We start from the raw sequence: 11483 nt of genomic DNA, 5'->3' as shown, positions 1-11483 counted from the left end.
GCTAGCTTAGCGCGTTGGTCAGCGGAGCCATGCCGAAGTAGACCACGAAGAGCGCGGCGATGAGCCACATGAGCCAGTGCACCTGCTTTGCCTTACCGGCAAACGCAGACATCAGGGCGAAGGCGATGAAGCCCACGCCGATGCCGTTTGCAATGGAGTAGGTAAACGGCATGACCACGATGGTGAGGAAGGCCGGGATGGCAACTTCCATCTTGGTCCATTCGATGTCCTTGAGCTGGCTTGCCATCATTACGCCGACGATGACCAAAACCGGAGCGGCCGCTTCGATAGGAACGATCTCATAGAGCGGAGTCAAAAACATCGCGAGCAGGAAGATGACACCCGTAGTGATGTTGGCCAGGCCGGTCTTCGCGCCGTCGCCAATGCCGGCTGCGGAATCCGCAAAGACGGTGTTGGAGGAAACCGAGCCCAGACCGCCGGCGATGGCGCCGGCGCCTTCTACCACCAGTGCGGTGCGCATGTCTGGCAGGTTGTCATTCTCATCGACCAGACCCGCCTGCTTGCCCAAGCCATTCATGGTGCCCATGGCGTCGAAGAAGTTCGTCAGCAGCAGGGTGAAGATAAGAAGTACGGTGGCCACGACGCCGAGCTTGGTAAAAGCACCCACGAGGCTGACCTCGCCCACGATGGACAGATCCGGCAGACCGCCGAAGGAACCAGGAATCTCTGGTGTTGCCATGCCCCAGTCCTCAGAGCCGAAGATGGCCTGCAGAATCATTGCGATGACGGTGGTGATGACGATGCCCAGGAACAGGCCGCCGCGGACCTTGCGGATAACCATGAAGGAACAAAGCAAAAGGCCTAGGACGAAGACGAACGCCGGCCAGGTGGAAACAGAGCCATTGATGCCAAGGCCCACCGGAACCGTGGTGTGCGCTGCATCGGGGACACGCGTTACAAAACCGCCATCAACGAAGCCGATGATGGCGATGAACATGCCGATTCCCACGCCCATCGCAGCCTTCATCGAGGCCGGAATGGCATCGAAGACCGCTTGACGGAAGCCCGAGATGGCGAGCAAGACAATGATGATGCCTTCGAGTACCACCAGACCCATGGCGTCTTTCCACTCCAAGCCCTTTGTGGAGACCATGGTGACGGCAACAAAGGTATTCATACCCAGGCCCGCCGCCATGGCGAATGGATAGCGCGCAATCGCGCCGAAGGCAATGGTCATGATGCCGGCGATTAACGCGGTAGCTGCGGCGACCTGCGGAATGCCCAAGGTATGGCCCGCAGCATCGGGCGAGGTGCCGAGGATGAGCGGGTTGAGAAGAATGATGTAGGCCATCGCGAAGAACGAGACCACGCCGGCGCGAACCTCAGTTCCGATTGTGGAACCGCGTTCAGAGATTTTGAAATAACGATCGAGAGCAGCGTTCATCGCTTTTGAGACAGCCCCTTTACCTAGTGCCAGGAGGATTGAGTTTTACTGGCCTTAGTAAAGTATTTGCGACTCCAGAAAGCAAACCACGAAAGCGCTAGTAGATAGGTTTTTCGTCATCAAAAGCGGTTTCGGTCACGGATCCTTCTTCCCGGATTTTTGTCTCCGAATGCGCGCCGCATCCGTAACTTGCGTGCACTACACGGCCATCGGCCGAAAATTCGTTAGCGCACACACCAAAATTATTCATCAGCTCCAAATAGAAAGCACAGGTCTTACACTGCAGCGGCGCTTGCGCGGCCATCTCGGTATTAGGGCCAAAGGAGCCAGTGCGCCACCTCTTTTTCGCCTCGTCTAAGCCTTTTGCGGAAAGCTTGCCGTCTTCCAAGCGTTCGTCGTAAGGCGCAGGCGGCATCAGATCGCCCGGGCCCAAATCCCCCGGACGCACGCGCTCGTTATACGGCACCCACTCCGGGGCTTGCAGTGCCTGTTGCCCCGGCACCAGCGCTACCTCGTTAACGGTGATAAAACGCGAGCCCTCCGCGCAGGCCACAACCGCTTGCCATTCCCAGCCTGGGTAGCCTGGCATATCTGCTTCAAAGCGATGGGTTGCGACGTTTCGGCCTAGCCCTGTGACTCCGCGGTGCTTGCCGACGCCGCCCTCTCCTACTTCTTCCACTGCAGCGCGAGCGATGCGCACGGCGGTCTTGTTAAGACGTGGGTTCGTTGGCTCATTCTGCTTAGTCACGCACTACATTATCCATGACATCGTGCACAATGACTTCCATGGGTTCTTCTAAATCTTCTCTCGCTTTGACTTCCACCGCCGTTTTAAGCGCGCTTAGCGCAATCGGCCTGCTTGCCGGTTGCAGCAGTTCAGAGGGCGATTCGCCGGCTCAAGAAAGAACAAACGTGCCACGCAAAGTTGAGCGTCTATCCGTTTCCATCAAGGAGCACACTGCCATGCTCCCCGATTCTTTTACCCAGGGCCTCGAAGTTGATCCCGAGGGCATGCTGTTGGTGGGAACAGGACTATACGGGCAATCCCGGTTACTGCGCCTGGAACCCGGCGCGAAGGCACCCGAGCAGGAAGTGTCACTACCTCCTTCTTTGTTCGGTGAGGGCATCACGCAAACCCAGGATGCGATTTGGCAGTTGACGTGGAAGGCGGGCGAGGCCATCAAGCGGGATCCCGTGACCTTAGAAGAGACCGGCCGCGCTCACTATGAAGGCGAGGGCTGGGGATTGTGTGCCACGGGCTAGGATAAATCTGAGCTCATCATGTCTGATGGAAGCAACGAGCTGCGACATCTTGATGCCCAAACTTTCGAAGAGACTGCACCGCGGACCCCCGTTACCCTGGAGGGCCAGGCGGTAGAAGAGATTAATGAGTTGGAGTGCGTGGACGGCCAGGTCTTTGCGAATGTGTGGATGAGCGAGGATATTTTGCGCATTGATCCCACAAGCGGCGAGGTCACCGCGGTTATTGATGCTGCAGGACTGAATAAATCTGGGCCGCAAACCCAAAACGATGTACTCAATGGCATCGCCCATATTCCAGGAACGGAAGAATTCTGGATTACTGGTAAGCGGTGGGTTGATTTGTATCGCGTGACCTTCGAGTAGGATTCTTTGCCATGGCAACCCGTAAGGAAGCAAGGAAGAAGTCACTGCTGCAGCTTTTGGCGCTGATTATCGCCGTGGCAGTCATTGTGGTCTCCGTGGTCTTATTCCAGAATTGGTGGAATAGCCGCCCAGGTCCTGAGCCGCAGGACATCACCGTCAAGGCCAGCGTGGGTGAGAAGAGTCTCGACGTTGCACCTTATATGGTCTGCGAGCTGGGCACCGAATGCCCTGAGGGCGAGGCTCCAAACCTCACCGTGGGCAAGGATGACACCCTGCATCTAGAGATCCCAGAAGAGATCTCCAACCACGAGTGGCGCATCCTTTCCATCTACGATGACCCGGCGGCTAACGACGAGCAGATTCACGGCGCCGGCGATTCTTCCACCGTGGACGTTCCGGGTTCTGTTGACCCCATCAAGGCTTCTACAGGCAAGCGTCCGCGCCTGATGGTGGTCGAGATTTCCTCGCTGATGATTGGCACCGATGGCAAGGGCGAGGAGGCTCCGTTTAGCACCGTGTGGTCCCTTTCCACGATGTCTGACAAGGAGCTTGCCGAGGCCACAAAGACCGCTGCACCTGATAAGTCCACCGAGCCGAGCAAGGCTGCTTCCAAATAAACGCAGCCTGCAAAAAAAGCGCGAGCCCAACTTCTAGATTCCTACAAGGGGAGACGAAGTTGGGCTCGCGCTTTTGCTTGATTTTTAGCTATCCAAATCCTTGGCGATGGCACGCAGGATTTCAGCGACCTGACGGCCAGTCTTGCGCTCTGGGTAGCGCCCCTGCGCCAGCACCGGCTGCACCTGGGTTTCCAGCAGCGTCATTACATCGGAGAGCATGCTCGACAGCTCGTCCGGCTTACGGGAAGGAGTACGGCGGCGCGGCTTGTCCAAGACCTTGACACGCAGTGCCTGTGGACCGCGGCGGCCTGCCGCGAAATCAAAGTCGATCCGCTGGCCTTGGACCAGCTCGTCGACGCCCTCGGGCAGCACGTTGCGGCCGACGTAGACATCCTCATCGCCGGGGTTGCTCACAAAGCCGAAGCCCTTGTCAGCATCAAACCACTTAACTTTGCCGATTGGCACGCCCCTACTCGCTTTCTTACTCGGGAATAAAGAGAATTATTCTAACTCCTATAACACAGCAATTAAAGTTGCTGTCACATAAACAACACACGTTACATCGGTGATCTAATTCACATTTTCGTCACGACCTGCGGAAATGCGATGCGCTCTCAGAGGAAAGACGCCATACCGAGTCAGCTACGTGACTATTTCGTTATAAACCGTTACTGTTTGAGGAAGGCACTTGGCCGCCAGCGAGGAAGTCTCGCCCCCACACGCAGTCCGGGCTTCCCCGTGGCGGCCGATATTTGTGCAAGACAACTTTAAAGCAATTACTTTTGCCGGACTGAGCACAACGTGGGCGCGAGAAATCTAGAGAAGAGGAATACTTTTAATGGGACGCCACTCCGCTAAGAACAACTCGTTCGCTACCAAGTTCGCAGCTTCCACCGTCGCCGTCGGCGCCGCTGCAGCCATCATGGCACCGACCGCATCCGCTGCTCCGGATTCCGACTGGGACCGCCTCGCACAGTGTGAGTCCGGCGGAAACTGGGCAATCAACACCGGCAACGGCTACTACGGCGGTCTGCAGTTCTCCGGCCAGACCTGGTCCGCATTCGGTGGCGGTCAGTACGCACCGACCGCAAACCAGGCAACTCGCGAGCAGCAGATCGCTGTCGCTGAAAAGATCCTGGCTTCCCAGGGCTGGGGCGCATGGCCCGCTTGCTCCGCTTCCTTGGGCCTGAACTCCGCGCCAACCCCGCGTGACGCCGCTCCGGCTCCGGCTCCAGCACCGGCTCCAGTTCAGCAGGCAGCTGCACAGCCTTCCGACGAGCTGGCTGTTGACGCTCTCTACAAGATGGTCGAGGACACCGCAGCTAAGTACGGCCTGGCTATCCCGGCTGAGTTTGCAAACCAGTACAAGGCAAACCGCCACAACTTCGACGCGTTCTACTCCGCGAACCGCCAGTTCATCGATCCGATCGCTCAGCTCATCGAAAACCTCTAAGGCTTTTCAAACTAAAGCTGCGCAGATTCGCGTTTAAAGCTCCCAGCTCTAGGTGGAACTTTCCAGTTCCTTCTGGCTGGGAGCTTTTGGCTTTCTTAGCGTACGAAAAATGGCCCCACCACAAGGCGGCCGCTGAAGGGCGCGCGGTGGGGCTAGGCCTGCGTTAGGCTAAAAGCTTTTCTTCTAAGTAAGAGCTTTTAGCGGTTAACGCGGGTGTATGGGTGCACGTAGTTGAGCTTCTCCGCCGGCATTGGCAGGATCAGATCGTCACCGAACGGGCTGGATGCACCAGCGAACGGCGCGTAGATTTCGGTAATTGCGTGCTCGCGATTTTCATTCTTCGGCCAAGCCGGGGATACGAAGCCATTCTTCTTATTCGACATAGGCCTTATTATTCCAAACCCCGGCCCAAAAAGTAACTCAATAACCCACTAAACTTATTCGCCACCATGACCCCACCTCACAGCACTTCCTCCGCGACGGTCCAATTCCGCACGTGGCTTGCAGATCTTGACCAAGAGCAGCTTTCGACGCTGCTTGGCTATCGCAGCGATGTGCTCTCACCGCTACCCCCGGGAATCGCCCCGTTGGCAACGCGCCTTAGCCTGACCACTTCCCTAGCGCGCGCACTCGCGCAGTGCGATGCCGAGTTGCTTGCTACTGCCGAGGACATCGCTTTGCGGGGCGGCGAACTGGAACCCGTAGAGATTTTGGCCCCAGAGCCAACCGCACGGCTGCTCGAGCGGGGCCTCGCATTCGAAGTGGAAGCACAGGGCGTATGCCTTGCCCCAGGGCTCATGCAGGCGCTTCCCACCGGGTGGTCGCTGCTGCATCAGAGCACCACCAACCCCGAGGAGATCGCGGCACTGCCCGAGGATGAGGCACGGATTCTGCAAACCCTGGCCGCCTCTGGCGGAGTGGGCGCTACTCGCGACGCAGCTCCCGATGCTGATCCCACGCGCCCAATCCCCCGCCTTTTAGCCAAGGGCATTCTCACCCGCGTCGATTCCCGCACCGTGCGCCTGCCGCGCGCCGCCCGTCGCGCGCTAGAGGGACACAGCCCCGAGCTCATTCCGCTGCGCCCAAGCGGCCGTGCCGGCACCCCGCCACTAGAGAAGAAGACGGGGGAAGCAGGCGCCGCCGCTGGGCTGCAAGTAGTTCGCGAGCTGGAAAGACTCATCGATCTTGTCGGTGCTCGACCCATCGAGCTTTTGAAAGACAAGACTGTAGGCGTTCGCCCGCAGGCCCAACTCGCCAAGGAACTCGGTATCACAGAGCTGGAGCTGCGCCGCCTGGTTTGCCTCGGCTTTTCCGCTCGTCTCCTAAGCCGCGGCGAACCGAAGGGCTTGGAGGGCAACTTCTTAGCGCCTACCCAAGGCGCACAGGAATGGCTAGATTCCGGCCTGTCTGAGAAGTGGAGCCTGCTCCTCGATGCCTGGCAATCCTCTACCTGGCAACCTTGGGCCGAAGGCCGCCTGCTTTCCGCCGAGAGCGTCTCTGAGCATTTGGCCCGCCACCGCCGCACGGTAATGGACATCTATGCCCACGCCTCCGTCCCACTTAGCAAAGAGGAGTTTTCCGAAGAGCTGCGCTTCCGCGCCCCGCTTTTTACAACGCACACTAAGTCCTCCACCATCGATGCCCTCGTTGCCGAAGCTGAATGGATCGGAGCCATTGCACTAGGCCAAGCCACCCAGGTGCTGCTGGATCCTGCGGCCACGCATACCCTTACCCCGGAAGAAGTGAACTACTTCATCATCCAGGGCGATCTCACGGTCTTGGTTCCCGGACCGCTAGAGGCCAGCGCGCATCGCCGGTTGGGAGATCTCGCGGACTTGGAATCGCCAGGCCTAGCCAGCGTCTACCGTATTAGCGAGTCCACTCTGCGCCGCGGCTTGGACGTAGGCATGACGGCGCAAGAGATCACCGACTTCTTCGCCGCCCACAGCGAGGTGCCTCAGACCCTCGAGTTTCTCATCCGCGACGTCGATAGGCGCCACGGCACGCTGCGCTCCGGCCCTGCGCTGGCGTACCTCCGCAGTGAAGATCCCGCCCTTCTCGAAATGGCGGTGCGGGCGGTGCCAGAACTGCGCCGCATCGCTCCTACCGTCGCAATATCGCAAGTGCGCGTCGGTGAGCTGCTGGAGAAACTGCGCGCCCACGGACTTGCTCCCGCCGGCGAAGATGAAACAGGTGCTTCCTTGAATATGGCGCTCGAGCCCTATGCACTACCTACTCCGGCACCTCGCAAGGCTGGCCCCACTCGCCCGGATCCGACGAGCGTCGCAAAGGCTCTGCTTGATACCGAATCACCCGCGCCCACCGCAGCGGACGAATCCAGCCTCGACGTTCTTCACGCTGCTGCCCGCGGCGGGCGCCCCGTCAAGATCACCTATGCGGATAAGAACGGCAATTCTAAGTCCAGGACCGTAAAGCCGCTGTCCGTCGCCGGAGGTCAGGTCGATGCCACCGGCACCGATGGTTCCACCATCCGCTTCCCTTTGCACCGCATCACTGCCGTGGAACTCGCTTAGCGCCAGCAGGGCGATCGGGGCTATACTTTTGGCTTTCTACCATTGGCGAGCCTGCACAAAGGAGCAAGTAGATGCCCGGACCGCTCATCGTACAATCTGACAAGACGGTGCTCTTGGAGGTCGACCACGAAGACGCTGCCGCAGCCCGCATCGCGCTTTCGCCCTTTGCAGAACTAGAGCGCGCGCCAGAGCACGTTCACACTTATCGCATCACGCCGCTGGCGCTGTGGAATGCCCGCGCCGCGGGCCACGACGCCGAGCAGGTGGTCGACGTGCTCGAGCGTTATTCGCGTTTCCCGGTTCCGCAGGCGCTGCTTATCGACGTCGCGGAGACCATGTCGCGCTACGGCCGCGTGCACCTCCACTCGCATCCGGCGCACGGCCTCATCTTGGAATCTGCCGAGGTTCCGATCCTCGAAGAACTCGCGCGGCACAAGAAGGTCAGCCAGCTGCTGGGCGCTCGCATCGACGGCAACACCTTCGCCGTGCCGCCTTCGCAGCGCGGCCGCCTCAAGCAGGAGCTGCTCAAGGCCAACTGGCCGGCCGAGGATCTTGCCGGTTACGTCGACGGCGAGTCCCACCCCATCTCTTTGGTGGAGGAAGGCTGGGCGCTGCGCGATTACCAATCCTATGCCGCAGAATCCTTCTGGTCCGGCGGCTCCGGCGTGGTCGTGCTGCCCTGTGGCGCCGGCAAGACCATCGTGGGCGCGGCGGCGATGGCCAAGGCCCAAGCCACCACGTTGATCCTGGCTACCAATACAGTGGCCGGACGCCAGTGGCGCAACGAGCTGCTGCGGCGTACCTCGTTGACCGAGAACGAGGTTGGCGAATACTCCGGTGAAAAGAAAGAGATCAAACCGATCACAATCGCCACCTATCAGGTGGTAACCCGCAAGACGAAGGGCGAATACCGCGCCCTTGAGCTCTTCGACTCCCGCGACTGGGGTCTAATCATCTACGACGAGGTCCACCTGCTTCCTGCTCCCGTGTTCCGCATGACTTCGGATCTCCAATCGCGACGCCGCTTGGGCCTTACCGCCACGCTCATCCGCGAGGACGGGATGGAGGGAGACGTCTTCTCCCTCATCGGCCCCAAGCGCTACGACGCCCCGTGGAAGGAGCTCGAAGCCGCCGGCTACATCGCCACGGCGGAGTGCATCGAAGTACGCGTTGACATGGACGCCGAGGAGCGGATGCTCTATGCCACGGCGCAGGCGCGGGATCACTACCGAATCGCGGCGTCGTCAAGCGCAAAGCACCGTGCCGTGGATAAGATTTTGGCCAAGCATGCTGGCCAGCAAGCACTCATCATTGGCGGTTACGTGGAGCAACTGGAAGAACTCGGCTCACACTTGGGCGCGCCAGTAATCGACGGCAAGACCTCGAACTCCAAGCGTGAAAAGCTCTTCCAAGCTTTCCGCGACGGCGAGGTGCAAACACTCGTGGTCTCCAAGGTGGCAAACTTTTCCATTGATCTTCCCGAAGCTGCCCTAGCTATTCAGGTCTCCGGCACCTTCGGCTCGCGGCAGGAAGAAGCCCAGCGCCTAGGACGCCTCTTGCGCCCGAAGGAAGACGGTAAGGAAGCAAAGTTTTACACGCTCGTCACCCGTGATTCCGTGGATGCGGACTATGCGCTCCACCGCCAGCGCTTCTTGGCGGAACAGGGATACGCGTACCGTCTCGTCGACGAAGTAGACTTATGACCTGATGAAGATTTTCAAGTTTCAGGTCGACGAGACCTACGCCAAGAAGAACGATGAACTCCTGCGCGATTCCGCGCGTCTGCGCAACTCCGGCCTCATCATGGGCTTGCTGCTCATCATCGGTGCCGCTGCGGTCTACATGACTGTGAATGCGGACTGGGGATTTACCATTGGCCTCGGTATGTTGCTCTTCGGCATCCTCGTGGCCATCGTGGGCGTTGCAGCCGCGCGCCAGGTTGGCACCGCACAGCACCTCTATGATTCCTACCCGCTGGCACCAGCAGTGGTAGCTGAGGTCAACGAACGTGACATGGTGCTGATGGCGCTAGTGAACACCAACGTTGATCCCGGGCTTCCGCCGCGTTGGGCAGCTTGCCTGCGCACCGTTACTTCCGTGCCAGGTGTCAAGCGGACTGTGGGCACAAAGCTGCCGGTTGCCGCAGTTTCCGGTCAGCGCAACAGTAGCGATAAAGAACACTGGCAGCAGGTCACCCCGATGCCAATTGCATGGGGCACGCCGGACGCTGAGGTCGTCACTATGGCGCGTAAGGCAATCCCAGAAGACCAGTGGCAAAAGCTCGACCGCGCCCGCAAGCGCCTCAATGATGTGAAGGCCACCCGTTACGATCTCTTGGTGCTCTAATGACGGTTAAACGTCTGCAGCAATTTGGCGAGACCATCTTCGCCACCATGACCCAGCTGGCAATCGATAATGACGCCATCAATCTGGGACAAGGCTTCCCGGACTCTGATGGGCCAGAGCGCATGCTGGAGATCGCGCAGGAGCAGATTGCGACGGGAAATAATCAATACGCTCCCCTGCGCGGGCGCCCTGAGCTTATCGACGCCTTGGCATACCAATACTGCGTTGCACGCAAGGCAATCGTGGTCACCGCGGGCGCAACGGAGGCCATCACCGCGACCGTGCTGGGACTCGTGGAGCCGGGCCAAGAGGTCATTGTGCTGGAGCCTTACTACGACGCATATGCCGCCGCCATTGCGCTTGCCGACGCCACCCGTGTCCCCGTCCCGCTCAAGCCTTCCGGAGAAAGCTGGGACCTCGACGTCGATTCTGTGCGCGCCGCTGTGACGGATAAGACCGCGATGGTGATCGTCAATTCTCCGCATAACCCCACCGGTTCAGTATTTAGCCGCGCAGCACTAGAGGGCCTCCGCGATATCTGCGTGGAGCATGACTTGCTCGTGCTTTCCGACGAGGTCTACGAGGACCTCACCTTCGGCTCTGCCACGCACGTGGACATCATGCGCATCCCGGGCATGGAAACCCGTACGGTCAAGGTCGGCTCGGCGGCTAAGTCCTTTAACGCCACCGGCTGGAAGACGGGCTGGGCATTCGCACACCCAGACCTTCTAGACGGAGTGATAAAAGCAAAGCAGTTCATGACATTTGTATCTGCCACGCCTTTCCAAGCCGCAGTGGCCCACGCACTGGTATATGAGCGGGACTGGCAGAAAGCCATGGTGGAAGAACTGGCCGAATGCCGCGACATCCTAGTTGATGGCCTAAGTAAGGCCGGCTACCAAGTCCACGAGACTCAAGGCACTTACTATTTAGTCGCCGACGTGAGCTCCTCTGGCATGGACGGAGTTGAATTCTGTACAAAGCTCCCCGAGACACACGGGGTTGCTGCCATCCCGCTTGCTGCCTTTGCCGATAACCCCGAACCATGGCGCTACAAAGTCCGTTTCGCGTTCTGTAAGCGCCCTGCCGTAATCAAAGAGGCAGTTAAGCGTCTGAGCGCTTGATCTTCTCCAAAGCCTTACCCTTCGCCAGTTCGTCAATCAACTTGTCGAGCTGGCGAATTTTCTGCATCACTGGGTCTTGCACCTCCTGAACGTTCACGCCGCAGATACTGCCGTTGATAAGAAAGCGATGCGGATTCATCTCTGATGCTTGCTCGAAGAACTGCTTAACAGTAAGTTCCCCTGCCGCAGCCATGCCTGGGACATCGTATCCCGTGAACCAGGAAATAACTTCATCTACCTCAGCGCGAGTACGGTCCTTACGTTCCGCCTTGGCGATATAGGCGGAATGGATCTGCTCCCACCGCATGCTAAAAATTCGAGGCTTAGAAGTATCTGACATGGCTTCCATCCTACTGCTGGGGCGCAGACATCGGGCCT

11 protein-coding genes and 1 pseudogene are annotated in these 11483 nt (G+C 59.2%); 7 read left to right on the top strand and 5 right to left on the bottom strand.

The features are described from left to right. Position 1 precedes the first annotated feature (1 nt). Both HMPREF2935_RS07910 and HMPREF2935_RS07905 read right to left on the bottom strand, forming a co-directional pair. Positions 2-1405 (bottom strand): NCS2 family permease, encoded by a 1404-nt coding sequence (locus tag HMPREF2935_RS07910; RefSeq protein WP_062041642.1) that lies wholly within the window; start codon positions 1403-1405, stop codon positions 2-4. Positions 1406-1502: 97 nt separating this feature from the next. After that, complete coding sequence (locus HMPREF2935_RS07905) at positions 1503-2153, bottom strand: DUF3027 domain-containing protein (protein WP_070732709.1); 651 nt, start codon at positions 2151-2153, stop codon at positions 1503-1505. Positions 2154-2167: 14 nt separating this feature from the next. On the opposite strand from HMPREF2935_RS07905, the pseudogene HMPREF2935_RS13850 reads away from it, so the two are divergent. Both HMPREF2935_RS13850 and HMPREF2935_RS07895 read left to right on the top strand, forming a co-directional pair. Continuing rightward, a pseudogene (locus tag HMPREF2935_RS13850) lies at positions 2168-3031 on the top strand (glutaminyl-peptide cyclotransferase). 11 nt (positions 3032-3042) lie between these two features. Continuing rightward, positions 3043-3648 carry a DUF2771 domain-containing protein gene (locus tag HMPREF2935_RS07895; RefSeq protein ID WP_062041645.1) on the top strand — a complete coding sequence of 202 codons (606 nt, stop codon included), beginning with the start codon at positions 3043-3045 and terminating at the stop codon, positions 3646-3648. Between the two features lie 84 nt (positions 3649-3732). On the opposite strand, the gene HMPREF2935_RS07890 is transcribed toward HMPREF2935_RS07895, so the two are convergent. Then, positions 3733-4113: a cold-shock protein gene (locus HMPREF2935_RS07890; RefSeq protein WP_061921135.1), complete on the bottom strand. Its 381-nt coding sequence runs from the start codon at positions 4111-4113 to the stop codon at positions 3733-3735. A 373-nt stretch (positions 4114-4486) separates the two neighbouring features. On the opposite strand from HMPREF2935_RS07890, the gene HMPREF2935_RS07885 reads away from it, so the two are divergent. Continuing rightward, positions 4487-5101: a resuscitation-promoting factor Rpf1 domain-containing protein gene (locus HMPREF2935_RS07885; protein ID WP_062035627.1), complete on the top strand. Its 615-nt coding sequence runs from the start codon at positions 4487-4489 to the stop codon at positions 5099-5101. A 197-nt stretch (positions 5102-5298) separates the two neighbouring features. Here HMPREF2935_RS07885 and HMPREF2935_RS07880 read toward each other — a convergent pair whose 3' ends face one another. Then, positions 5299-5484 (bottom strand): hypothetical protein, encoded by a 186-nt coding sequence (locus tag HMPREF2935_RS07880; protein ID WP_061921131.1) that lies wholly within the window; start codon positions 5482-5484, stop codon positions 5299-5301. 66 nt (positions 5485-5550) lie between these two features. On the opposite strand from HMPREF2935_RS07880, the gene HMPREF2935_RS07875 reads away from it, so the two are divergent. The 4 genes from HMPREF2935_RS07875 (at position 5551) to HMPREF2935_RS07860 (ending at position 11105) form a co-directional block, all read left to right on the top strand. Next, a complete protein-coding gene (locus tag HMPREF2935_RS07875) occupies positions 5551-7635 on the top strand; it encodes a helicase-associated domain-containing protein (protein WP_070732707.1) in 2085 nt (694 codons plus the stop codon). 71 nt (positions 7636-7706) lie between these two features. Then, positions 7707-9338: a DNA repair helicase XPB gene (locus tag HMPREF2935_RS07870; RefSeq protein ID WP_070732705.1), complete on the top strand. Its 1632-nt coding sequence runs from the start codon at positions 7707-7709 to the stop codon at positions 9336-9338. 4 nt (positions 9339-9342) lie between these two features. Beyond that, positions 9343-9981 (top strand): DUF3239 domain-containing protein, encoded by a 639-nt coding sequence (locus tag HMPREF2935_RS07865; protein ID WP_070732704.1) that lies wholly within the window; start codon positions 9343-9345, stop codon positions 9979-9981. Then, positions 9981-11105, top strand: a complete 1125-nt coding sequence (locus HMPREF2935_RS07860) for an aminotransferase class I/II-fold pyridoxal phosphate-dependent enzyme (RefSeq protein WP_070732702.1) — start codon at positions 9981-9983, stop codon at positions 11103-11105. The genes HMPREF2935_RS07865 and HMPREF2935_RS07860 overlap by 1 nt, the downstream gene beginning before the upstream one ends. Here the strand turns inward: HMPREF2935_RS07860 and HMPREF2935_RS07855 are convergent. Next, positions 11086-11445, bottom strand: coding sequence for a DUF2200 domain-containing protein (locus HMPREF2935_RS07855; protein WP_070732961.1), 360 nt, complete (start codon positions 11443-11445; stop codon positions 11086-11088). The genes HMPREF2935_RS07860 and HMPREF2935_RS07855 overlap by 20 nt on opposite strands. Between the last annotated feature and the right edge of the window lie 38 nt (positions 11446-11483).

The organism is Corynebacterium sp. HMSC076D02, from assembly GCF_001813815.1.
Classification (GTDB): Bacteria; Actinomycetota; Actinomycetes; order Mycobacteriales; family Mycobacteriaceae; genus Corynebacterium; species Corynebacterium simulans.
Note: the sequence above shows the minus strand (reverse complement) of the source record. Positions and strands in the feature narration are given on the sequence as shown.